Annotated in this window: 20 protein-coding genes; 7 read left to right on the forward strand and 13 right to left on the reverse strand. The window is 60.4% G+C overall.

Going from position 1 to position 22,594, the window contains the following annotated elements; all coding sequences use genetic code 11:
* Positions 1-40: 40 nt before the first annotated feature.
* The 6 genes from QEH68_RS20915 to QEH68_RS20940 are packed head-to-tail and all read right to left on the reverse strand — an operon-like array spanning position 41 to position 7,390.
* On the reverse strand, positions 41-886 hold the full coding sequence (locus QEH68_RS20915; protein WP_280624893.1) for a class A beta-lactamase-related serine hydrolase: 846 nt from the start codon (positions 884-886) through the stop codon (positions 41-43).
* On the reverse strand, positions 879-1,793 hold the full coding sequence (locus tag QEH68_RS20920) for an LD-carboxypeptidase (RefSeq protein ID WP_280628058.1): 915 nt from the start codon (positions 1,791-1,793) through the stop codon (positions 879-881). Before QEH68_RS20920 ends, QEH68_RS20915 begins: the two co-directional genes overlap by 8 nt.
* Positions 1,793-3,565: an ABC transporter ATP-binding protein gene (locus QEH68_RS20925; protein ID WP_280624895.1), complete on the reverse strand. Its 1,773-nt coding sequence runs from the start codon at positions 3,563-3,565 to the stop codon at positions 1,793-1,795. The genes QEH68_RS20920 and QEH68_RS20925 overlap by 1 nt, the downstream gene beginning before the upstream one ends.
* The gene (locus QEH68_RS20930; RefSeq protein WP_280624897.1) at positions 3,565-4,485 is read right to left on the reverse strand and encodes an ABC transporter permease; all 921 of its coding nucleotides are present in this window, start codon (positions 4,483-4,485) and stop codon (positions 3,565-3,567) included. The genes QEH68_RS20925 and QEH68_RS20930 overlap by 1 nt, the downstream gene beginning before the upstream one ends.
* On the reverse strand, positions 4,482-5,516 hold the full coding sequence (locus tag QEH68_RS20935) for an ABC transporter permease (RefSeq protein WP_280624899.1): 1,035 nt from the start codon (positions 5,514-5,516) through the stop codon (positions 4,482-4,484). The genes QEH68_RS20930 and QEH68_RS20935 overlap by 4 nt, the downstream gene beginning before the upstream one ends.
* Positions 5,517-5,518: 2 nt before the next feature.
* Positions 5,519-7,390, reverse strand: coding sequence for an ABC transporter substrate-binding protein (locus QEH68_RS20940; RefSeq protein ID WP_280624901.1), 1,872 nt, complete (start codon positions 7,388-7,390; stop codon positions 5,519-5,521).
* A gap of 252 nt (positions 7,391-7,642) precedes the next feature.
* On the opposite strand from QEH68_RS20940, the gene QEH68_RS20945 reads away from it, so the two are divergent.
* Together QEH68_RS20945 and QEH68_RS20950 are read left to right on the forward strand one after the other, a co-directional pair.
* The gene (locus QEH68_RS20945; RefSeq protein WP_280624904.1) at positions 7,643-8,959 is read left to right on the forward strand and encodes a M20/M25/M40 family metallo-hydrolase; all 1,317 of its coding nucleotides are present in this window, start codon (positions 7,643-7,645) and stop codon (positions 8,957-8,959) included.
* Complete coding sequence (locus tag QEH68_RS20950) at positions 8,952-10,403, forward strand: serine hydrolase domain-containing protein (protein WP_280624906.1); 1,452 nt, start codon at positions 8,952-8,954, stop codon at positions 10,401-10,403. Before QEH68_RS20945 ends, QEH68_RS20950 begins: the two co-directional genes overlap by 8 nt.
* Here the strand turns inward: QEH68_RS20950 and QEH68_RS20955 are convergent.
* The gene (locus tag QEH68_RS20955; protein ID WP_280624908.1) at positions 10,387-11,511 is read right to left on the reverse strand and encodes a M20/M25/M40 family metallo-hydrolase; all 1,125 of its coding nucleotides are present in this window, start codon (positions 11,509-11,511) and stop codon (positions 10,387-10,389) included. The genes QEH68_RS20950 and QEH68_RS20955 overlap by 17 nt on opposite strands.
* Before the next feature lie 130 nt (positions 11,512-11,641).
* Here QEH68_RS20955 and QEH68_RS20960 point away from each other — a divergent pair, with 130 nt between their 5' ends.
* The 5 genes from QEH68_RS20960 (at position 11,642) to lysA (ending at position 17,513) form a co-directional block, all read left to right on the forward strand.
* Positions 11,642-12,427 (forward strand): GNAT family N-acetyltransferase, encoded by a 786-nt coding sequence (locus QEH68_RS20960; protein WP_280624910.1) that lies wholly within the window; start codon positions 11,642-11,644, stop codon positions 12,425-12,427.
* The gene (locus QEH68_RS20965) at positions 12,424-13,059 is read left to right on the forward strand and encodes an SIS domain-containing protein (RefSeq protein WP_280624912.1); all 636 of its coding nucleotides are present in this window, start codon (positions 12,424-12,426) and stop codon (positions 13,057-13,059) included. The genes QEH68_RS20960 and QEH68_RS20965 overlap by 4 nt, the downstream gene beginning before the upstream one ends.
* A gap of 1 nt (position 13,060) precedes the next feature.
* Positions 13,061-14,200: an o-succinylbenzoate synthase gene (menC, locus tag QEH68_RS20970; RefSeq protein ID WP_280624914.1), complete on the forward strand. Its 1,140-nt coding sequence runs from the start codon at positions 13,061-13,063 to the stop codon at positions 14,198-14,200.
* On the forward strand, positions 14,197-15,783 hold the full coding sequence (locus QEH68_RS20975) for a D-aminoacylase (protein ID WP_280624916.1): 1,587 nt from the start codon (positions 14,197-14,199) through the stop codon (positions 15,781-15,783). Before menC ends, QEH68_RS20975 begins: the two co-directional genes overlap by 4 nt.
* A gap of 287 nt (positions 15,784-16,070) precedes the next feature.
* A complete protein-coding gene (gene lysA, locus QEH68_RS20980; protein ID WP_280624917.1) occupies positions 16,071-17,513 on the forward strand; it encodes a diaminopimelate decarboxylase in 1,443 nt (480 codons plus the stop codon).
* 334 nt (positions 17,514-17,847) lie between these two features.
* On the opposite strand, the gene QEH68_RS20985 is transcribed toward lysA, so the two are convergent.
* The 6 genes from QEH68_RS20985 to QEH68_RS21010 form a co-directional block, all read right to left on the reverse strand.
* A complete protein-coding gene (locus tag QEH68_RS20985; protein WP_280624919.1) occupies positions 17,848-18,021 on the reverse strand; it encodes a hypothetical protein in 174 nt (57 codons plus the stop codon).
* Between the two features lie 552 nt (positions 18,022-18,573).
* A complete protein-coding gene (locus QEH68_RS20990) occupies positions 18,574-18,885 on the reverse strand; it encodes an Abi family protein (RefSeq protein ID WP_280624921.1) in 312 nt (103 codons plus the stop codon).
* 512 nt (positions 18,886-19,397) lie between these two features.
* The gene (locus QEH68_RS20995) at positions 19,398-20,288 is read right to left on the reverse strand and encodes a hypothetical protein (protein WP_280624923.1); all 891 of its coding nucleotides are present in this window, start codon (positions 20,286-20,288) and stop codon (positions 19,398-19,400) included.
* Positions 20,289-20,290: 2 nt separating this feature from the next.
* On the reverse strand, positions 20,291-20,440 hold the full coding sequence (locus QEH68_RS21000) for a sigma factor-like helix-turn-helix DNA-binding protein (protein ID WP_280624925.1): 150 nt from the start codon (positions 20,438-20,440) through the stop codon (positions 20,291-20,293).
* A gap of 51 nt (positions 20,441-20,491) precedes the next feature.
* On the reverse strand, positions 20,492-20,785 hold the full coding sequence (locus tag QEH68_RS21005; RefSeq protein WP_280624927.1) for a hypothetical protein: 294 nt from the start codon (positions 20,783-20,785) through the stop codon (positions 20,492-20,494).
* A gap of 149 nt (positions 20,786-20,934) precedes the next feature.
* Positions 20,935-21,897: a hypothetical protein gene (locus tag QEH68_RS21010; protein WP_280624929.1), complete on the reverse strand. Its 963-nt coding sequence runs from the start codon at positions 21,895-21,897 to the stop codon at positions 20,935-20,937.
* Between the last annotated feature and the right edge of the window lie 697 nt (positions 21,898-22,594).

Raw genomic sequence — 22,594 nt, forward strand, 5'->3', positions numbered from 1 at the left:
TTGATGCCACGGTGTGTCCTGCAGCTTCGAGGAGACAAAGCTACAGGGGCGTTGGTCTCCGGGCCGTTGATCGTAAAACGTCAGTGACCTGCAACATTCCCGAAGCAACGGCTTGGATACTCTCCCGGCCTTGAGGTTCGTGGAATGCACGCGTGCAAATCGCCAGTGAGTGGGCATCCGCTGCGTCGCGGCCCCGAACGATGAATGCGACATCGTGATAAATGCCCGTAACACTTCCGGACTTGCTGCCCCACCGTGCCCCGGGTTGCAGCTCAGCAACGACAGCGCCGATGACGCGATCGTCCTGCTGCTCCAGGAACTCAATCATTAGTCGGGTACTCTCCGGACCAGCTGCGCGCCCGCTAGTCACTGCATGCATGGTCCGTGCCAGGTCCAATGCTGTTGTGGTGATGGTCAAGCCCTCATTCAACGCGGCATAATCACCAAACAGCCGGCCCATGGAGGTGTTCCGGGTGCCACACGACGCGAAGGCTGCCGTGACGGTTTCAATCCCGATCAGTTGCGCCACCATATTCGTTGCCTCGTTCGAGGAGACCACGATCATGCGTTTAAGGACCTCCCGCAAGGGCATGGTCTCTCCCAACGGCGCCATCCCGGGATCTACTTCCTCAGGGTCAAAGGTATACGGACCCGCCCCCTCGATCCCGCTGACAAACGTCTGGGTGCTCACCATGGGCTGATCCAGGTTCAACTGGCCGGAGTCGACCAGTTGCATGGCAGCGATAAGCACACCCAGCTTAATGGTGCTGGCAGAGTAAAAGACCTTCTCCGCATCCCGTTCAGCGACGATCCTGCCGTGCGGGTCAATCAAACAGGAACTGACGGTAGGGATACCGTCGCTGTAATCGGAAATGATGCTATCCAATGACCAACCTCGTGTTTTCAGTAGCGTGTAGGGTCGCGGGAACGCCTAGCGGCAGGCTTGCGACGTCGCCGCCGTGCCCAAACCGCAGGCCCCAGGCCATGGGAATATTCAACGGAACCAAAACTTCCTCTATAAGTTCTTTAACCTCGCCCGGCTCACCGCACTGGTCCCACGTTCCCAGAGCGATGCCGTGTGCGCCCTCGAAGTAGCCAGACCGGATGAGCTTATGCAAGAGGCCATCGAGCCGGTATGGCTCTTCCGTAACATCCTCAAGCAGCACAATTTTCCCGGCGGCCCGGGCAGCGTCCGACGAACGGGATCCCGTCGTCATGGCCAACAAACTCAGATTTCCACCGGTGAGCGGCCCGTGGGCAATACCCGGCACCATCGCTTCTGCCTCCGGATGGGTGATCTCCATGCCTGCGATTCCTCGGAAAAGAGCCTTGTGGAGCGTCGAGGTGGAAGATGCGTCTTCCAATACGGCGTTCGTAGCTACCATGGGTGCAAACCACGTGGCCAGCCCAAGGTTCTGTTCCCAGAATTCGTGGAGACCGGTGACATCCGAGGAGCCAATAAGCGCCTTCGGTCGCGCAGACCGGAGGGCCTCAACGTCCAGCAGGTCCAATAATCGGACGCTTCCGTATCCACCGCGAATGCAGAAGACCGCGGTCAAGGAATCATCCAGCCAGGCATCCTGTAGATCTGCTGCCCGCTGCCCGTCGGTGCCGGCCAGGTAACGGGCCCGAGGGTGGCGTCCAAGGACATTCTTGCCGCGAACAGGTACGAGTCCCCAACTGCGTAACAACTCTTCGGCGCTGGATAGTTGTTCCTCGGTTGCCGGCCCCGATGGAGCCACCAGCCCCACGCGATCGCCCACTTTCAGAGGACCCAACTCCGGAAATTCCATCACGTCCGTAACCCTTTGGGAGAAGTTTTCGTTTGTTCGTCCTCATCACGATAAACAAGCATTGGTTGGTCGGCATCGATTTCGGTGTCCGCGGGATTCTCCGCGAGTACGTTGGTGGGAACAACGGACAACAGGCGCTTGGTGTATTCGTGCTTCGGAGACAACAGGACCTCTTCCACGGTGCCTTCCTCCACGATTCTTCCCTGGTACATGACGGCAACCCGGTCAGCAATGTTCCAGGCGAGGCCCAAGTCGTGGGTAATGACCAGGGCACCCAACCCCAACTCACATTTGAGTTTGAGCAACAACGCCAGAATCTCCGCACGGACGGATGCATCCAGGCTGGCTACGGGTTCGTCAGCGACAATGAAACTAGGGTCTAGGGCAAGTGCGCCGGCTATGACGACGCGCTGGCGCTGGCCCCCTGAGAGTTCCTGGGGAATGGCTGTCATGTACTTTTCCGCAGGAGAAAGTTCCGCTGCGCTCAGCGCGCGCGCAACAATCTCGGTTTCGTCCCCTGGCATCTTGTGCAGCCGCGGACCCTCTGCAACCGCTTCGTAGATTGAGTGCTTGGGGTTCAGCGCAGAGGTGGGATCCTGCAATACGAATTGAACTTGGCGACGATACTCCTTGAGTTTCTTTCGCTGCGTTGAGAGTGGCTTGCCCTCAAAGTGAATCGCACCGCTTGTGGGCTGCTGCAGGCCCAGGACTGTGCGGGCTAGCGTGGTTTTTCCGGATCCTGATTGACCAACCAAAGCCACAATTTCGCCGCGGCCGCAAACCAGATTGACTCCGTCGACGGCAACGTGGCCCTTGTTTGCTCCACCAAATACTACTGAGATGTTTTCCGCGACAAGCAGCGGTTCGATGGGTTGCTTCGGCTGGGGGGTGTCCCGGCGCTCGGCGGCGTCCAACGACGGCGCATTCAGGGCTGCGTACTTGGGCAGACGCAGTCGCGATGAGTAATCACCGATCGTCGGGAACGCGGCGGCCAGAGCTTGGGTGTGCGGGTGCTGCGGGTTGCCCATCACCTCAGCGGAAGGACCCTGCTCAACGATCCGGCCCTGCTGCATCACGACGATTCTTTCGCACGTTGCTGCCAGAACCGAAAGGTCATGGCTGATCATGATCAGCGACAGCCCCCGGTCCCGTACCAGCCCGGTGAGAACATCCAGGACCTGCGCCTGGACGATCACATCCAACGCTGTGGTTGGCTCATCGGCAATGATGATGTCCGGTTCGCAAGCCAGTGCCATGGCGATCATGATTCGCTGCTTCTGCCCGCCAGAAAGTTCATGGGGGTAGCTTTCGGCTTTGGACCGAGGAATGTCCACCAGGGCCAACAGATCGTGAACCCGCTTGAGGCGGGCTTGTTCTTGCTTGTATTTCGCTGAATCACCGGTGGCGTGAATCAGCAGGGCTTCGCCGATCTGATCCCGAATACGTTGGACAGGGTTCAACGAATGCATGGCTCCCTGGAACACGATGGCGGCCTCGGACCAACGGACAGCCCTCAGCCGGCCCCAGCTGAGCTCCGACACGTTTTCCTCACCGAGCAGAACCTGTCCGGTGACTTTGGCGTTGGCAGGAAGCAGTCGCAGCACGGACATGGCAAGTGTGGACTTGCCACACCCTGACTCACCCGCCAAACCGAGCGTCGAACCGGGTTCGACGACGAGGTCAACACCGTCGACTGCGTGGATTGTTCCCCGGCCTGAGGAGCCCTGGGTTGTGTAGGAAATACGAACATCTCTGAACTCAAGCCTGGGCATTACCGACCTCGCAACGTGGGGTTGATGACTGATTCAAGCGCACGGCCAACCAGCGTGAAAGACAAGACGACAATGACGATGGCGATACCCGGCGGGAGGACGAACCACCAGTAACCGCCTGTGGCGGCTCCTGTGTCCAGCGCCGACTTGAGCATGGTGCCCCAGGAAATCACGCTGGGATCGCCCAGTCCAAGGAATGCCAGGGTCGATTCAGAGATGATGGCCGAACCAACGGTGAGGGTGGTGTTCGCCAGGACCAACGGCATGACAGCCGGCAGCACGTGTTTGGTGATCACTTGTGCGTCGTTGGCACCCAAGGCCCAAGCCCGTTCAATATAGGGGCGTGATTCAATGGTCAGCGTCTGGGAGCGGACCAAGCGTGCGGTGGATGCCCATGAGGTAACGCCGATGGCCACGATGATGGTGATGACCCCTGGACCGATGACCGAGGAGAGGACGATCGCCAACACCAGGGACGGGACCACCAGGAAGAAGTCGATGACCCGCATCAGCACTGCCTGAGTTGCCCCGGTAAAGTGACCGGCCGCCATGCCGACGACGGTGCCGATGATCATCGAGACCATGGTCGCGGCGAATCCAACTATCAGGGAGACCCGGGCCCCCCACACCAACATGGCCAGGACCGAACGGCCCGAGGGATCGGTACCCAGCGGGTTCGCTGCTGATGGCGGCTGGTTTTGGGGATTGTCTATCTGGGTGACGTCGAGCATCGCTGCAGGAAAGATCAGGGGCGCCGTGACGGCCATAAGTATGACGGCGGTGAGGATAATGAGCCCGATCAGGCCCGAGGTGTTGCCCCGGAACTGATCCCACACCTGATTGGCCCGCTGGCGACGCCGCGCCGCTGCCACGTTTATTGTCTTGCCGGCTTTCGGCCTGGTTCGTGTAGTCACACTCATGATGTACGCAGCCTTGGGTCAAGAACTCGGTAGAGCAAGTCGGCAATGAAGTTCATCAGGATCACCATCGATGAGAAAATCACGAAGGTTCCCTGAAGCAAAGGAAAATCGGGCGCGCTCAGTGCCTGGAACGTGAGGTACCCCAGCCCGGGCCACGAGAAGACTGTCTCGACCGTCACGGCGCCCCCGATGAGTCCGCCCAGGGTCAGGAAGATCAACGTCACGGCTGGGAGGAGTGCATTGGGAACAGCATGTCGCCGGCGGACCAAGTCTTCCCTCAATCCCTTGGCACGGGCTGTGACTAGGTAGTCGCTGGTCATTTCCTCAAGGAGGGAAGCCCGCATGACCAAAAGGTACTGGGCATAAACAACGGCTGCCATGGTTACCACAGGAAGGACCAGGTGGTGAGCGACGTCCAGGACGTAGTCCACACCGGTGAGGTTCGACCCCGCCGTCACCATTCCGCCGGTCGGAAACCAGTGCAGGCCACCGGCAAAAACCAACAGGGCAAGCAGTCCGAGCCAAAACGTTGGGACAGACCAGAAAATAAGTGCCAGCCCGGTTTGGGTCCGGTCGAAGGTGCTGTTGAGCCGCCAGGCTGCTTTCTGCCCCAGCCAGAGTCCCAGGACTACGGAGATAGCAGCTGCAGAGCCCGTCAGCAGGACCGTCGGGCCCACGCGTTCAGCCACGAGGGACAAAACACTTTGGTTATAGGTGTAGGAGTAACCAAGATTGCCTTGAAACAAGTCCGTAAGGTAGCGCCAGAACTGCACCAGCAGTGGCTGGTCGAGTCCAAGCTGAACGCGCAGGATGTCCATCTGCTCGGCGCTGACCCGGCGCCCGTCCGCCATGGAGCGGACGGGATCGCCGGGCATAATCCGGAATGCGAAGAAGCCCAGGACCACGACCATCAATAACGAAACGAACGCCCCACCGGCCTTCATTCCTGCATAACGCAACCACGAGGTTCCGCGCGGTGGCTCATCCATTTCCACGGCCGTCAGGACCTGTGCTGTCGTCGCATCCGACATTGTTACTCCCGTTCGTCCGCGGTGGCGTTCTTACGGCGGATGACCACCGCAGCGATGGCAACGGCGACGACGAGTCCTCCGACGATCCACCACGTCGTGGTACCGGAGTCACTGGTCTGGGAAGCCTGGGAGGCTTCGACTACAGGCGTAGCCCCGTGGAGACCCCAAGGGCCGTTCTGACCCATGATGACGCCTCCGTTGGTCGGCTGCTTGACGAAACCTGTGAAGCGATCCGAACGGTAGGCCTCAAGTGCGTTTTCGTAGAACAGCACTTTGTTGGGAGCAGCTTCGTAGATCAGCTTCTGCGCTTCGGTGACGAGCTCCGAGCGCTTCTTCTGGTCCAGTGCAACGTGCTGAGCCTTGTAAAGGGAATCGAACTCCTCAGAGCACCAGTTCGATTCGCTGGTGGAGCCGGTTCCATCGGAGTTGGGACGTGAGGAACACTGGTTGATGGAGAGCTGGAAATCCGGATCCGGACCCAAGCCCCAGCCGGTGAAGTACAGATCGTAGTTGCCGAGCGTCGACTCGTCGTTGACCTGTGCCGAGGACTTCATCTCAACGGTTGCGTTGATTCCGATTTCCTTGAGCCAGGGCTTGATGAAGTCGGCCATCTGCTGGTGCGATGGATTGGTGCTGCGCCCCATCAGGCGAAGGTTGAGCGCCCGGCCTTCCTTGTCGACACGGATGCCGTCGGCTCCCTTGGCGTAGCCGGCGTCGTCGAGCATCTTATTGGCAGCCGCCGGGTCGTAGGAATTGGTCAGTTCCTCGGGCTTGGCCTCCCAGTGGTACAGGGGGTAGGTCTTCGGGACCTCGCCCGTGCCAAGGGTTCCCAGGCCCTGAATGACTTTTTCGAGCAAGACCTTGCTATCAATGGCACGCGCGATAGCTTGCCGGACGGTCTTGTCATGGAGTGCCGGGTGGCCATCACCCATGGGGTTGCCGGCGGCATCCTTGGCACCGGGGTTGATCCCTACAGCGGAATAGCGGCGACCCTCACCCGCATTGGTGGTGATCCCCTCTACGGATTGCAGGGCCTGGTACTGCGCTGGAGTAAGGCCGGACACCACGTCCACCTCGCCGGTCTTCAAGGCCTGGACGGCAGCGTCACTGTTCTTGTAAGGAACATAGGTGACGCCGGCGACCTTTGCTGCGCCGTTGCGGTAGTTCTCGTTGGTTTTGAGCTGAATGCCACTGTTCTTGTCGTACTTGGTGATGATGAACGGACCGGATCCAACGGTGTTTTCGGAATTTTCGAAGGCTGCCGGGTCCGGCAGCTCCTTCCAAACATGCGCCGGTACAATCGGCAGTTCGGTGCCCGGGTTCGGTGCCTGGGCTTGCTCAAGGTTGATCACGACGGTCGTTTCATTGGGCGCGTCCACCGAAACGACGTTGTCCAGCAGCGCGCCATTAGCCTGCTTCAGGGGATCCTGGGTCTTCACGGCGTCGTAGGTCCATTTGACGTCTTCAGAGGTGATAGCTTCGCCGTCGCTCCACTTTGCGTCCTCTGGCAGTGTGAAGGTCCAGGCTTTGCCGTCAGGAGAGGTGGTCCAGCTGTCCGCCATCCCGGGGACGGCTTCGTTGCTCTCGGCGCCGTACTGCACCAAGGGCTCGTACTGAAAAGTCAGAATGTTGCTGCTGGTGGCCAGGACCGAAAGGAACGGGTTCAGCGAATCGATGTCCCCTGTGAGCGCAACTTTGATGGTTGGTTTCTCTGCGGCTGCGCTCGGGGGCGCTGCGTGAGCGGCGGCGGGAACCATTGCCAGGGTGCCTATGCCCACGGCGGCTGCCACGCGGCGCCATCCCGGTTGTCGTTTCTCCCCGCTCGATGGAGCGTTGGCTACCCGCTCCGGGCTGACGTTGCGTTGAAAATTCATGGGCGCCTCTCCTCTTATGTTTCCCAAGATCACTTTCGGTCCTGGTCCCAACCTCCGTGATCCGGAGGGATCGCTCCCCGAACTTCCCTGTAAACATAAGGATTTGAAAGAATTTCGAGAGCAACTGAGTAAAACTTACAGAACCAACATATGTGACGCAAGACTCATATAGTGTTTGGGGTACAACGATTGTGACAAGGTGTCGCGATTTCCGTCCGTGTGATCCGGGCAAGTGAGAATAGGAAGCAACCAATGGGCATCATCGACGCTGCAGAGCTTTGCTCACAACTCATCCAGTTCGATACCACCAACTACGGGGAGGGAAAGAGTAACGGCGAAAGGGAATGCGCGGAATTCATCGCAGATCTCCTCACCCAGGCCGGTTACGAGCCGCTTGTCCTCGGGCCCACACCGGAGCGCGCTTCGGTCGTGCTCCGTATTCCGGGCCGTGATCGAACCCTTCCGGGGCTGCTGGTCCATGCCCACATCGATGTAGTCCCTGCCGAGCCTGAACAGTGGTCCTTCGACCCGTTCGCCGGCGAAATCCGCGACGGCTTCATTTGGGGGCGCGGAGCCAGCGACATGAAAGACATGGTCGCCATGAGCCTGGCCACCCTCCTGACCTGGGCACGCGACGGCATGACCCCCCGTAGGGACATTGTTGTTGCTTTCGTTGCTGACGAAGAAGACAAAGGCGACTATGGCGCCCTGTGGCTCGTTGCCAAGCACCCGGAACTTTTCGCGGGGCTCGAAGCCGGGATTGGTGAATCAGGAGGGACCGCCACTCCGCTCCAGGCACGTGATGGCTCGATGGTCCGCATCTATCCCGTAGCAACGGGTGAACGCGGGACCCTCCATATGAGGCTTCGTTCCACGGGGACCTCCGGGCACGGCTCCCGTCCTTCAAATGACAGTGCCATCACCCACCTGCTGGGGGCCGCCCACCGCATCAACTCATACCGGTGGCCCATGCATCTGACCGAGACGGTCAAGTCCTACATCCACGGTACGACGACCGCCCTTGGCTACACACCCGACCTGTCGACCGAGTCCGGCGTGGAACAGGCGATCGACGTCATGGGAACGGCAGGCGATGTTGCCCGGGCCACCATTCGATGCTCATCCACCACCACCGTGCTTCGGGCCGGCTACAAGGTCAATGTCATCCCGGGAGCAGCTGAGGCCGAGGTTGACGTGCGGTGCCTGCCTGGAACTGAGGACCTGGTTCTTTCCACCATCGACGAGTTGCTGGGCGATCGGGTTACCAGGGAGTTCCTGTCCTATCAGCCAGCCGTTCAGTCCCCCTTGGATTCACCCTGGTTTGCTCAAATCACGGCTGCGCTTAACCGTTACGATCCCGATGCCGTTGTGGTTCCCGTCTGCATGGGCGGTGGCACCGATGCCAAAGCCTTTTCCCTCTTGGGCATTCGCTGCTACGGCTTCGCACCGTTGGGCATTGACCCGGAGAACCGCACCCACTCAGGTGTCCACGGGATAGATGAGCGCATTCCCGTCGCTTCAGTGCGCTCGGGTCAGAAAATCCTGCAGGACTTCCTGACCAATGTCTAATCGCGTCACTGCTACTGCCCCCGCAGATTTTTTGGGGACCGTCCACGAAATTTTCATCCGTCGCCATGGCGCTCATTTGGCGCCGGCGTCAATGTTCATCGTCGATGACCCTGATTGCGGGCGAATTACCGCAGGCTTCGGGGATCTCGATGGCCGGGGAACAAGCCCCGGCCCGGACACTGCATTCCGCATCGCCTCCTGCACTAAGAGCTTCACGGCCGCCCTGATCTTGATACTTCGGGACGCGGGCCTCGTGGAACTGGATCGGCCAGCAGCCGACTACTTACCCGCCTTGAGGACGTGGGCCCTTCCCTGCAGTATCAGCACACACCCAACGGTCCGGATGTTCCTGACGATGTCATCCGGTTTGGGAACGGACAACGAATGGGCCGACCGACAAGAGTCCATGAGCGTGGAGGATTTCGAAGTCCTTCTCAGTGGCGGTGTCCAATTCGTCAGCGAACCAGGAACCGCCTATGAATACTCCAACCTCGGTTACGCAATCCTTGGGCGAATCGCTGAGCAGATAACCGGCTCATCCTATGTGGATTTAGTACGCAACAGGCTGCTGACTCCCCTCGGGATGGACCGCACCGACTTTGTGGTTCCTGTTCGTGCCACTGATTCTGCAACCGGGTTTGTTCGTCGCCCCGGAGGATGGACTGCCCTGGTCCAACCATCACCGGGGGCATTTTCGGCTATTGGCGGCTTGTATAGCACTGCGAGTGATCTCGCCCTGTGGGCGCATTGGCTGTGCTCCGCGTTTGACCCCGACAGGAACCATGGGGAGAAAATCCTCAGCAGTGCCTCTCGGCGGGAGATGCAGCAAATGCACCGTCATATCCCCATGACGGACGGTGCGCCTTGCACGTCTTTGGGCTACGGCTTCGGGTTGTACGTCAATCATGATCCGGAGCTGGGAATGCTCATCTCGCACTCTGGAGGATACCCCGGCTTCAGTTCCCATATGCGATGGCATCCCTCCAGCGGGGCGGTGGCCGTGGGCTTAGAAAACGCCACCTATGCCAAAGTTCAGGCGCCCACTGCCCAAGCCTTGGCGCTGGCAGCCAAACGCGCCACCACTGCCACTGCGGGGGAGACGATGCCATGGCCACGCACTCTGGCGGCCCGGTCGGCTGTGGATTCCCTCCTTCAGGCATGGGATGAACAGCTTGTGCAGGAATGGTTCGCCGACAATGTCGCCGCAGACATACCGTGGAACCAGCGACGCTCGGAGTTGGATACCCTCAAACAACGCCTGGGCACACTGAATTTCGACGACATACGGATCGACAGTGCCGCGACGCCGGCTCAACTGACATGGCTCATACCGGCCGATTCCGGTTTTTTGCGCTGTTCGATACTCATGCACCCGCTTGCCAGGCCGCTCATCCAGCGACTGGACCTTGAATTCGAAGCCGGCAGTCCTACAGGGTGTGCATGATGGCTGCCAGCAGCTGGGCACGTGGAGCAAGGGAGGGGATGTGAACCTGCTCATCGACTGCATGGGCACCACATCCGGAAGCCCCCAGGCCATCAAGGCTGGGTATCCCGGACCCGCCGGTGAGGTTGGTGTCAGCGGCGCCGGTGGCGGCGCGGCCTTCCAAGGTTTGCCCGACGGCTTTCGCCGCCTTGACCGCGTCAGCAAAGAGCGCGTCGTGGCTCTCCCCCGCGGCCCACGCAGGCCTGTTCGAGAGCAGTTCAACGGTGAGGACAGCCCCAGGGCGAATCGGTTCGGTGGCAAGCAGGCTGGCCAGGACCACCTTTTCCGTCGCCGCATCCTTGAAGCGCAAGCCGATTTCCGCGTAGGCGGTTCCGGCAACAACGTTGGTTCGTCCGCCACCGGAAACGGTTCCGAAATTGCACAGTACCGAAGGATAGCCGCGCATCAGGAGCCGGATGTTGAGCAACTGGTCCACCAGCTCATCGATGGCAGAAATTCCTGTCTCCGGAGCGAGGGCGGCGTGCGCTTCCTTGCCCACCACGCTCAGCCGCACACGGGTGCTCCCCCAGCGGGACGTTTTCAGTTCGCCGCCCGTGTGCGGTGGCTCCAGACCAATTGCACAGGACACATGGCCCACCTGCGCTTCGATGAGGGCCCGCGCCGTGGGAGAGCCGATCTCTTCGTCGGCCACCACGATCAGCCGGATGGGGCCTCGCTCCAGGTCATGCCGGCCAAGCAGTGTCAAGGCCTCGTGGAAGATGGCCAGCCCGGCTTTCATGTCATAGCTTCCGGGGCCGCGAAGGGTATCTCCCTCGAGGACCAACGGCATCCGTTCCAGCTGGCCTTTCGGCCACACTGTGTCGTGATGAGCCAGGAACAGCAGGGGTTTGTCGTCACGGCGGCGCCCGATTCCCGGGAAGTCGAGGACTAGGTGGTCGCCCGTGGGATGTTCATCAACGCTGGCAGTCGCCCCGAGTGCCTCGAAATCGCCTCGGATCACTGCCGCAAGATCTGCCAAGGCGTCAGGATCCCCGGTGGGGGTTTCAAAACCTACATATCGCTTCAGACGCTCCAGAATTGCTGTGGTTTGCTCTTGCGGGTTCCCCATCAGCTGAGTTAGATTCATAAATATGTAACCTATCCCGCATTCTAAAAACCTGCAATCCCCGGAATTTAGACATTTTAGAACGGAACTAACACATTATGCGTTACGTAAATCTGACGGCAGGCAGTTCAGGGTGAAGACGCATCATTTGGTCGCCACGGTTCAGGCACTAACCAGCGGCCAGCACCTGACCCAGGCTGCACTCCTGTACCGCACAGTGTTCGGCTACACGGACCCCGTAGACGGGATCTCCCCGCGTTTGCTGCGAAGTCTGGTGGACAACGGCGGGCTCGTCGTTGGGGCCTTGGATTCCAACAACGAAGTAGTGGGCTTCAGCTACGGTTTCCTTGGCACCGACGCGCAGGGAACCTTCCATTATTCGCAAGCGGCCGCCGTCTCCGCATCCTTCCAGGGCCAGCAATTGGGACGTCGCCTCAAGCAGGAACAAGCCCGGCTGGCGACCCTGCAAGGGCTCAGCCGTATGCAATGGGCCTACGACCCCGTCCAAGTCCGCAATGCACACTTCAACGTCAACATCCTTGGCGCCTACGGCATCAAATTTGTTCCGGATTACTACCAAAACGGTGGTTCCGACAGGGTCATCGTCCAATGGGATCTTTCCGCACCGGGCGCAACCAGCGCCGCATCCGCCAACAATCCTGGCGGTGAAACCTTCCGGGTGGAGGTGAGCCGGGCGTTGGCCGGGATCCGGGACAGTCAGCCCGAGATGGCCGAGCGAATGTCTTCGGTGATCCGCAAGGAACTCCAAAGTGGCTTCGAGCGCGGCCTCCTGCTCACTTCCTGTGAGCTGACGGACCACGTAACAGCAACCTACGTCTTTACCTCTGGCCCTCGAAACAACGCCGCGCACGGTGAAAGCCCTACGATGCCCGACAACAGCCGGAGGATGCCCGCGTGAATGCCTCGAAACTGAACAGTCCCCATGAACGCTACGACGCGCGACTCCAGCGGAGGTCCTCGGCGGTCCTCAAATCCCGGCTGCTGCAGGCTGAGACATCCACCCTCGAAACAGCCGTGGAGGCCTTGTCCACCGACGTGTCCATAGAGCGCGCCTCTGCCCATATCGTCAAGGCACGCCGCCGCTACATCTATGGGGCAGGAAAATCCTTCGGTTACGCATCGCTCATGGGCAGCGACCTGAGCGCGAGCCTGACCCACGTCTATCTCGTTGACGGCACGGTCATTCCGGTTCTGGACGTCCTAAGTGACGTTCGCAGCACAGATGTCCTGGTTGTTTTCTCGCTGCGGCGATACAGGCGGGAGGTGGTGGAAGCAGCCCAACGGTTCAAACAGGCCGGCGGAGTACTCATCGCGATCACAGATTCCCATGACGCTCCCCTGGCCTCGATTGCCGACGAGGTCGTCCTGGTGCAAACAAGCAGCGCGTCCTACACCGATTCATCCGTTGCAGTCGTGCTGGTGGTGCATCTGCTCTCGACACTCACCACGGCGAGTGCCAAGGGTGCCGGTCGGCGCCTGCTGGAACGGGACAGGCTCAGTACCCAACTTAATCTTTACGTCGGAGACTAAAGTGATCGTTAGCTACGCCCGTATTCAACGCGTCTCACTGCCGTTGGTTCGCGGATTCCAAACCAGTTCCCATAGCAAACGCCATTTGGAGCACCTGATCGTCTCCCTGCACGACGATGCAGGAAACGTCGGCTGGGGCGAAATCGCCTCAGCGTCACACCCGTATTTCAGCCCTGAGACCACTGATACGTGCTGGGAAATTGCCACCGCCGAGCTCATTCCTGCCTTGCTGGGGAAGGAATGGTCCACCCCGCAGGAGGCAATTAATGTCTGGGACAAGATCCGTGGGAACTACTTCGCGAAGTCCGGCGTCGAGATGGCAATCTGGGACTTGTATGCCCGCTCGAAGGGCGTCTCCCTGGCCGGTGCCCTCGGGGGTGTCCGCGAAGAGGTAGTCGCTGGAGTCTCGCTGGGGATCGAACCGACGGTGGAACAGCTGTTGCGGCAAGTGCAGACACAACTGGACTACGGCTACCGGAGAATCAAGCTGAAAATCGCACCGGGATGGGACATCGAACCGGTAGCGGCTGTCCGCGAACGGTTCGGAGACATTCTGCTCCATGTCGACGCAAACGGCGTCTACAGCGAATCCTCTGAAGATCTCGAGGCGCTCCACAGCTTGGACCGCCTTGCCCTGACCATGATCGAACAACCATTCGCGGCAGCCAACTTCCTGGCCCACGCTCGGCTCCAGGCAGCCATCAACACGCCGGTATGCCTTGACGAGTCAATCGAAACCATTTTTGACCTTGAAACGGCTATTGAGTTAGAGGCCCTCCAAGTCCTGAACATCAAAGTTTCCCGAATGGGGGGCCTGAGCGCCGCGATCTCTGCCCACGACCTGTGCATGGCCCACGGGATACCCGTATGGTGCGGTGGAATGCACGAATTTGGAGTCGGCCGGGCCGCCAATGTGGCACTCTCCTCACTTCCGGGGTTCGTCATGCCTTCGGACGTTTCGGCGTCGGAAAAGTACTACCACCAGGACATAGTGACTCAACCCATCACGGCGAGCGGCGGCCGTGTCCGCGTACCGACCGCTCCTGGCCTGGGATACGAAGTGGACGTCGCCTTCCTCGAGGCAAACACCTCCCAGAGCGAGACTTTTGCTGCCAGGGCCGCTGCAGGGCTTGTGCCGTGAGCGCCTATGATGTGGTGATCCGTAACGGCACCATCCTCGACGGTACGGGGGAAGCGCCCTTCCACGCCGACCTCGGGATCACCGGGCATCGAATTACAGCCCTTGGCACCGGGGCGATCTCCGGAAAAATGGAGATTGATGCCACGGATTTAGTGGTGTGCCCCGGTTTCATTGACCTCCATTCCCACGCCGATTACACGATCGAATCGGCGCCCGAGGCAACAACGCAGATCCACCAGGGGGTGACCACATTGGTCACCGGCAACTGCGGCTGGTCTCCGTTCCCCGTGCAGGACCTCCCTGAGCTTCAACGATGGAGTACCTTCCTGGGTCCGGACCTTTCGTGGTCCTGGACCGACCTGCAGGGCTTCGCCCAAGCCGTCGATCGCGCCCGGCCCACCATTAATATTGCGCCTCAGGTCGGTCATGTGACTGTCCGGTTGGCCGTTATGGGCAGCAGCGAGCGGGAACCGACGGACTCCGAACTGCGGGATATGGTGCACTTCGTCCATGAAGCAGCGGACCAGGGCGCCTGGGGGCTGAGCAGCGGTCTGATCTACGCCCCCGGAAGCTTCGCGCAGGAGCGGGAAATGCGCGCCCTCGTCGCAGCCGCAACAGCGGCGGACCTCCTCTACTCCACGCATATGCGTGATGAAACATCGTCCTTGCTCCATGCCGTGGATGAGGCCATTGCAGCCGTCGAAGATTGCGGCGGACGGCTGGAAATCTCACATCTGAAGGCTATGGGCCCGGCCAATCATGGGATGCTCCCCGCTGCATTGGCACGGATCGATGCTGCCCGCGCGCGGGGGGTCGATGTTGCCGCAGACGTCTACCCCTACACCGCTTCGGGAACGACGCTGGTCTCCCGAACTCCGACGTGGTCCCAAGATGGCGGCATTGACGCGCTCCTGGAACGGCTCGGGGACCCCCTGCTTCGCGCCAGGATTTCCGGGGAAATCCAAGCGCGGGTGGGTGTGGATATCGATTTGTCCGGCATCGTCATCAGCGAGTTGAGCCCCGGCCGGTTCAACGAGTTTGTGGGACGTTCGGTTGCCGACATAGCAGATGTCCACGAGCTGGACGGAGTAGAACTGATGCTGCAGATCCTGGAGGCACACAGCGGCGTCGTTCCCATCATCAATCACTCAATGAGCCCGGCGGATGTCGATGCTGCCCTTGGTCATCCGCACGTCTCCGTGGCCAGCGACGGTGCCGTCATGAGTGCACAAGGTCAAGGATCGACGCATCCTCGAAGCTTTGGCACGTTTCCCCGCGTGCTGGGGCGCAACGTACGGGAATCCAAGAGACTCCAACTGCCCGAGGCCATAAGGAAGATGACAAGCCTCCCGGCGGCGCGTTTGCACATGCGAGACCGGGGAGTCCTCGGAATCGGCAGAGTGGCCGATATCGCAGTGTTTGACGCGGGCACGATCCTCGACCATTCCACCTACGCGGATCCATGGCAGCTAAGTTCCGGCGTGCATCACGTGCTTGTATCCGGAGTGCCTGTCATGTTGGATCAGAAACCGACGCGGGCCCGTCCGGGCAGGGTTCTCCTCAAGCGACAGGGCACCCACTGAGAGTGGGCCTGTCCCTCAGGCCGGGCGAATCAGGCGCTCGACGGAGGGCGAGATCGTGCAGTCGGGCTTCCGCGCCCATGTGCGCCATCTCCAGAACTCTCATTGCCATCTGGGCTGCGTCAGCGCGTGCCCTGTCCGGGTTGCGGACGCGACCGACGCAAACTAGACGCTTTCCAGACCGCCGCCAAAAGCCAGAGCGGCGGGTTTCCCCCGAACCTGCCACCCCTTCGACTCTGAATGACATCATTCAAATATCAGCGTAAGACTAGAACGAGGCACATCAGACCATGACAATCGAACAACTGCGCTCCCAAGCTGCATCACCGTTGGCGCCAACGTGGCTGAGTGTCCCCACCGACTTGAACGAGCTCCCGGCTAAAATCTGGGCCGGTGAGGTTACCAGGGCAGCATCAGGGGAGGTGACGGTAGGGGGCGTCAGCGTCGCCGACATAGCCCTCGAATTCGGGACCCCCGCCTATGTGGTCTCAGAAGATGACTTCAGGCTGCGGGCGAGGACATTCTTGACCGCGTTTGACGAAGCCTTCCAGCCGCTGTGTGGGGGCGTCGATGTGTACTACGCCGGAAAATCATTCCTCTGCATCGAAGTAGCGAAATGGGCCATCGAAGAAGGCTTGTATCTGGACACGTGCTCCGGCGGTGAGCTTTCCCTTGCCGCCCGCGCCGGCATCGAAGGACGGAAACTCGGGCTGCACGGCAACAACAAATCCGATGCGGAGCTTGCCCGCGCCCTGGATATGGGAGTGGGCCGGATCATCGTTGACAGCCTCCAGGAACTCCACCGGGTCGGCGAAATGGCCAGGCAACGAGGAACTACCGCACCCGTCCTGCTGCGTCTGACCCCGGGAGTCCACGCAGAAACCCACGAATTCATCGCAACCGCACACGAGGACCAGAAGTTCGGATTGTCCATGGCCTCCGTGCACGGGCGAAACTCCGCTGCCGAAACGGCCATAGCGGCCGCCCTGAACGACAAGGGTATCCGGCTCCTGGGCGTCCACAGCCACATAGGCTCGCAAATTTTCTCGCCGGAAGGCTTTGCCCTCGCGGCTCAGCGTCTTCTAATCTTCATTGCCGCAATGCGCGAGATCCACGGGCTGGTCTTGGAAGAACTGGACCTCGGCGGCGGATACGGCATCGCATACACCGGGGCCGACCACCCACAAGATCCCAAGGACGTTGCACACGCAATGGCTCGTGTTGTGGGCGCATCATGTGAAAACCTGGGAATCAAGGTGCCCAGAATTTCGATAGAGCCGGGCCGGGCAATAGTAGGAACCTCCACGTTCACCCTCTACGAGGTCGGAACCCTCAAAACCAACTACGTCGAACACGGCACCAGCACCGTACCCCGGCGCTACGTCGCTGTAGATGGCGGAATGAGCGATAACCCCCGACCTGTCCTCTACGGCGCCGATTACTCTGCGACACTGGCCTCAAGAACATCCGATGCGGACCCAGTACTTTCCCGAGTTGTCGGCCGTCACTGTGAAAGCGGCGACATCGTGGTCCGCGACGTTTACCTCCCGGCAGATTTAGAGCCAGGAGACCTACTGGCGGTGCCAGCCACCGGGGCATACTGCTGGGTGCTTTCCAGCAACTACAACTACACGCCCCGGCCTCCCGTCGTAGCCATCTCTGGCGGCAAAGCACGGCTCATTGTGCGAGGCGAGACCGAAGAAGACCTTTTCCGTCGCGACGTCTGGGGCTAATGTGCCATCCTTCAATTCCCCTAAACGACAGTGACCCCCTGAAAGCGCGACAACAGCAGGCACCGGCCCGCGCGGACCCCAACCACTGCAGTAGTGCGTTTGTCGGCATCACGAAGCGCCGCCACACGCCGGCTGGGCGGGTCATCGACGAATTCAACTCCGGAAGGAAGTGGGACGGGGCCATAGGTGTTTTCGGTGACGCGGGCGTTCCCCTCCAGGGCGCTCGCTTACATGGCAAACCCTTCCACCCAGCAGAGCTGCGCGGATTGAGGGCACTGGGAGAGACAGCTGAGTTGGTCGCGTTGAGCGACAAACGTCGAAGCGGATAAGAGGGTCAGGATGCTTGCTTCCAGAGGTCCAGTTCCAACCAGTCCCCGGGGAATCCCATGCTCACATCGGGAGAAAGGAGCTCGGCCCCGTCGGGGGCCTGCAGCTTGACGTCGAGTTTCTTGATCTGTGTCTTAAACGTCAGATGCCAGTTGGAGCCGCTGCTGTGTGACCTGAGCATGAATGCCAGGATGGCGGCGTAGATGTAGAGCCGTTGACGTGGTTTGGGCGTGTTCGTGAAATCGGGTATCGACCACGTGAGTCAAGAGGTCGCCGTTGGTGTCGTGCTTCCCGAGCGCGATCTGTCGTTTGAACGCCCGGTTGAAAAGGCGTGATCCGTGGGCGCAGGCGTTGCGAAAGTCGACCATCATGCGGAGCATCGCCCCAAACCGGCTGGGGTGGGCGAACCCGAACATGCGCGCTACATCCCGGGCGTCCGGGGTCTGCATGAGTTCGAAGAGATAGCGAAGGTTTCCGAAGCTCAGAACCTCGGTCACGGCCCAAATGCGTACCTCCTGATTTGGGTACTTCAACAAGTGGTGCTTTATGAAGTCTTCATCCTCGGCGCCCGACTTTATGGCGGCCTTCCAAGTCGTGGTCCACGCATCAAACTTCGTATATATGCCACCGCTTTGGTCTCCGCTGGGCTAATCGCAGCTGCGCGTATTGAGAAACTGTTTGTCAGCGTGGGCAGCAACGTCCTTTGCCGCAAGCGTGTGGGCCAGGGCAGCCCTCAAGCGGACTTCGAAGTCCAGCAGGCCCTCTTGGCAACCCGAGCCAGTTTGAAGTCGAACGCTTCAAGCTTCATGATGTGTTCGATGCTTGCGCCGGCTAGATAGTCATCAGAACGATATTGGTGCAGGCGCGCATCCATCAGCTCAGGTGCAAGCAACTGCCGAAAGACGTATCGGTAAGCACCCGAGCGGAAATAGCCGACACGGGTCAGGAAATTAAGCGCTGCGGTTCGGTCAGGAATTTCCAGGCCACGCTCTTCAAGCTGGTCAAGCAGCTCGTCGCGCTCTTTGAATTCCTTCGTATACTCCACGCATCACCGGCAGTCGCTTAATGAAAATTGCCCCCTTGAGCCGAGGCTCAGAGGGGGGCAATGTCTGATGGCGTCATGTAACACATTTACCCGTGTAGCGGGTAAATGACCTGCTGGGCGTCCGAGCATCCGTTCGTGGCGGAGTCACCCAGTGCGTACCACTTCCAAGGAACCGGGACTCCCCGAATTCCCGACGGGCCTGATTTTCAGCCACGGGTATTTCGAGCAAGCGCCCACGTGGTTCTGACTGCCTGCACGGCGAGGGCGACGGTGAACGATAGCGTCATCAGGACTGCAGCTGAAAGGCGAGGACCACTACCCGATGATGTGAACCAGCAGGACGGCAGAGATCACAACAGCGTGTGTGTCGAAAAGTTCCATGGTTCATTTCTCGGGATGTAGGTTGAGCGAGGTTGCGGCTGGCTCCGTAAAAGGGGCTGGCAGAGCTGTTCGGGGCTGTAGCGGACCCGTTTGGGGGTACCTGTGAGAGCATCCTCGCCGCGTGGTGTTTGTTACGGGGCGCCGGACCCGGCCGGCGTGGCCGGTCCGGCGCCGACAGCTGCGTCCGGAGCCGGACCGGGATGCCCTTGTGGTGAACTCTTTGTCCACGGCTTCCTGCACGGTGGCGTGCTGGCCGTTCTGGACCGTGCCGTCTGGAACTTCCAGTTGTAGACGGCTGACCAGAGCTGTCCGTAGTCGTTCAGGTATCGACCGTTGTCCTGCAGCCTGGCCACGCCGTACCAGGCGTTGCGGCCGTGCAAGCTCTGGGCCTGGGGGCCTTCGCCGGAGATGTAGTAGGCGAGCCAGCCTTCGGCGCTGCCGAGGACGGTGTAGTACTGCTGGTATTCGGCGGGGTTTGAGGGCCGGGACCTGGTCTTGACGTTGGATGTCGATGTAGGTGGGTGTGCAGGCACCTGCAGCGGGGCCGGGAGGAGCTGCCGTGGTGGGCGGCACAGTGGTGGGGGCGGGAACCGGCGGTGCAATCGGCGCTGTTGTGGCCAGCCGGGATGGTGGGCGTCGGCGCTTGGGTAGCCTCCGCCGTCGGGGTTGCCGTCGGGGTTGGCGTTGGCGTTGGCGTTGGTGTTGGCGACTGCGATGCCGTGGCCGTCGTCGTCGGCGTCGGCGTCGGCGAAGCGCTGGCGGTGTTGGTAGTGGCCGGTGCCGGTGCCGATTGCGGGACCAGGTTCCCCGCTACGACGACTGCCCCGACGACGGCCGCGGGGGCGAGCACCGCACCTGCGGTGCTCGGCCACCCCGTCCGCCGACGTTTGTGCTCGGCGATTGAGGCGACGTTGGGGTCGTCGGAGAAGACATGCGACCGGCCCGTCAGGATACCCGGGGTGGTGCCAGGTTCGGGGATGCGGGGTTTTGGATTTTTTCATGAGTTGTTCGATGCGGTCCATGATTAGACTTCCCTTTCTGTCATGAGGCGTGAGGGTGCGGCTTTCGCGAAGGCTTTACGGGCCCTGTGGGGCCGGATCGCCGCTGTCGACGGCGAACATCCCAGGCTCTCGGCCAGTTTTGCGGTGGTGAGGTCGTCCCGGTAGGAGAGCATGAGGATTTCCCGGTCCTTGAGCCGGGAGAGAATGTCGGCGATCTCGGCCTGCTAGCCATCATCGCTGGCAGTGCCACTGGCGCGGGCCTCTTCAGCCATGCGGGCCATGAATTCTTCCCGCGGCGCCGGCCTTTGCATTCGTTGCCCAGCAGATTCCGGGCTGTAGCTATCATCCATCAAAGGCCAGGCGGCTCGGGGATTGCTTTCCCAGACGATCCGGAACCCGTCGTTGGCGAGTTCCTCGTCCCGTTCCCGGCCGTTGATCCGGTACGCGATGTACTGGTAGCTGCGGCTGAAGTGTTCAGCATGAAGAGCACTCAGTTCCTGCTCTCTGGTAGCCAACATCTTTCTTTGTATCCCCCGGGCTAGCGCTTGATGATCTAAACATTTAGTTTCCCGGAGACGGCTGTTTCTTACATAACTGCTGAAAACTTAAATAGAGATACCCGGCAGGCCTCCTAATGGGCTTGCCGGGTATCTGGCGGGCTTGGTGGTCAGACAGCGTAGCGGAGACTGGTCAGCAGTGCCCGAAGCTTGACGTATTGATCAGTTTTCATCCACGCTTCAGCGGTTTCAGGCGTCATGGACGCGTCGACCTGGGCTACAGCGGTTGCTGCCCCGTTCGGCATGATCATGAAGCTGTTCACCGAGGAGCTGTCAGGGCCTTCTGTCATGAAGTAATCAGCCACAACCCCCATGTAGTAGCGGACCGGAAATTCAGGAAAGCCGGCATAGTCATCCCTTACGAAGGCGAAGTGCGAGGCCCCGTCACGGCTATCGAACGTACTGAGTTCCTGTGAGTCGAGAATGGTGCGGTTGACCGGCCCGCCGACCAGACCACCGGTGCCTCCGCTGGTGATGTGGGCGACTTTGTCACCGCTATTGTCGAAGATATTGGCAGCGAGTGAGTTCTCTTTCCCGCCGGGATGATTTGCTTCTTCGTTGTACGGTGCCTGCTCCACCTGTACAGTCCAGCCGGCGGGCACATCGAAGGAGATGTGGCCGTCCGGAAAGGTAAACTTGCCGTTCCCGTAGTCGGGTGAGACGTGCGGGGTTGAGGGGACTGCGGGGGTAATCGGTGTCACCACGGCTGCCGACGGCGGAGTGGTCTGGCGGGCGGTGACTGTGGGTTCGGCAGGAACGGTTGGTGCTGCCGGCACGGAAACGGGTGCCTGCCTTGCAGGAGCGGCAAGGACCCGGGCCGTGACAGCGGGTGCAGGAACAGTGACCTCGGCCGGTTCACTGTCCTGGGCGGGAGCGCTGGCTTCAGGGGAGGGGAGCTTAGCCTCCACAAGCGCGGCAGGCGGCTGCGCGGGCATCGAGACTTCCGCTGATGCTGCGGGTGTGAACGAAGTACTCGCCCCGGGCGCTTCCGGTGCGCAGGCGACGAGAGTGAGTGCCAGCGCAATCGATGTCAGAGTCGCGTACTTGGCATAGTCGGATCGGCGGTACTTCATGGTTGGGTTCCTTCCCCATAGGACTGCAAAGCAGATCGCCTGCTCATACATGTTGTTTCCAGCAAGGGACGGATGATTACACCCGAAGCAAAAAATCTTTCCGCGGTCTTCTTCCCCCGGCGGGTCGCTGACCGGACAGCGGCCCCCCAAAGCCGAACGCATCGTCCATCGCGGGCTAGCTGATGAAGATGTTCCCTCTTGTTCCGCCGGAATCGGATAGGCCGGGAACGCCCCAGCAGTAATGGCCAGTTCTAAGAAACTGGGGCACTTTGTCTCGACTTATCAGGGGCACCTCCGATCTTGAGGCAATCTTGAGGTATCCCTGAGTGAATCTTGAGAGGTTTCGCCCATTTTTAGAGTGTCTGGGCGGAAGCATAGGCGTGCTGGGTGGCAGGTCTTGCAGTGGGCCGCCACCCAGATCCCAACAGCCGTTTGGTTATGCTGTCCCAGTGACGGGCATGAACGGGTGCCCGAGGCGTCAGGTCGATCTGAGCAATTGTGCACTCCGGCTGGATGCCGGCGGCATCCTGTAAGTTGGCCGCTATCCAAGAACGCAGCGAGAGGGAACCCTCCCAGCCCGAGCCCGGGGGTACGGAGGCAGCTGGGGTCGCCGCTTCCAGAAGCCAGGCGGGAACCAGTTCTTAGAGATTGCTAGATGTCCTTGCAAACTTATTGGCTTCTCAACCTCCGGTTGTCC

The sequence above is a fragment of the Paenarthrobacter sp. OM7 genome, assembly GCF_029873575.1.
Lineage (GTDB): Bacteria > Actinomycetota > Actinomycetes > Actinomycetales > Micrococcaceae > Arthrobacter.

What these genes read in the sequence shown, in the direction of transcription:
- QEH68_RS20930 (WP_280624897.1), bottom strand. Translation starts at nt 4,485, where the DNA reads ATGAGTGTGACTACACGAACCAGGCCGAAAGCCGGCAAGACAATAAAC.
- QEH68_RS20935 (WP_280624899.1), bottom strand. Translation starts at nt 5,516, where the DNA reads ATGTCGGATGCGACGACAGCACAGGTCCTGACGGCCGTGGAAATGGAT.
- QEH68_RS20950 (WP_280624906.1), top strand. Translation starts at nt 8,952, where the DNA reads ATGTCTAATCGCGTCACTGCTACTGCCCCCGCAGATTTTTTGGGGACC.
- QEH68_RS20995 (WP_280624923.1), bottom strand. Translation starts at nt 20,288, where the DNA reads ATGGACCGCATCGAACAACTCATGAAAAAATCCAAAACCCCGCATCCC.
- QEH68_RS21010 (WP_280624929.1), bottom strand. Translation starts at nt 21,897, where the DNA reads ATGAAGTACCGCCGATCCGACTATGCCAAGTACGCGACTCTGACATCG.
- QEH68_RS21005 (WP_280624927.1), bottom strand. Translation starts at nt 20,785, where the DNA reads ATGTTGGCTACCAGAGAGCAGGAACTGAGTGCTCTTCATGCTGAACAC.
- lysA (WP_280624917.1), top strand. Translation starts at nt 16,071, where the DNA reads ATGACAATCGAACAACTGCGCTCCCAAGCTGCATCACCGTTGGCGCCA.
- QEH68_RS20955 (WP_280624908.1), bottom strand. Translation starts at nt 11,511, where the DNA reads ATGGGGAACCCGCAAGAGCAAACCACAGCAATTCTGGAGCGTCTGAAG.
- QEH68_RS21000 (WP_280624925.1), bottom strand. Translation starts at nt 20,440, where the DNA reads ATGCTCTCCTACCGGGACGACCTCACCACCGCAAAACTGGCCGAGAGC.
- QEH68_RS20920 (WP_280628058.1), bottom strand. Translation starts at nt 1,793, where the DNA reads ATGGAATTTCCGGAGTTGGGTCCTCTGAAAGTGGGCGATCGCGTGGGG.
- QEH68_RS20925 (WP_280624895.1), bottom strand. Translation starts at nt 3,565, where the DNA reads ATGCCCAGGCTTGAGTTCAGAGATGTTCGTATTTCCTACACAACCCAG.
- QEH68_RS20985 (WP_280624919.1), bottom strand. Translation starts at nt 18,021, where the DNA reads ATGCTCAGGTCACACAGCAGCGGCTCCAACTGGCATCTGACGTTTAAG.
- QEH68_RS20940 (WP_280624901.1), bottom strand. Translation starts at nt 7,390, where the DNA reads ATGAATTTTCAACGCAACGTCAGCCCGGAGCGGGTAGCCAACGCTCCA.
- QEH68_RS20945 (WP_280624904.1), top strand. Translation starts at nt 7,643, where the DNA reads ATGGGCATCATCGACGCTGCAGAGCTTTGCTCACAACTCATCCAGTTC.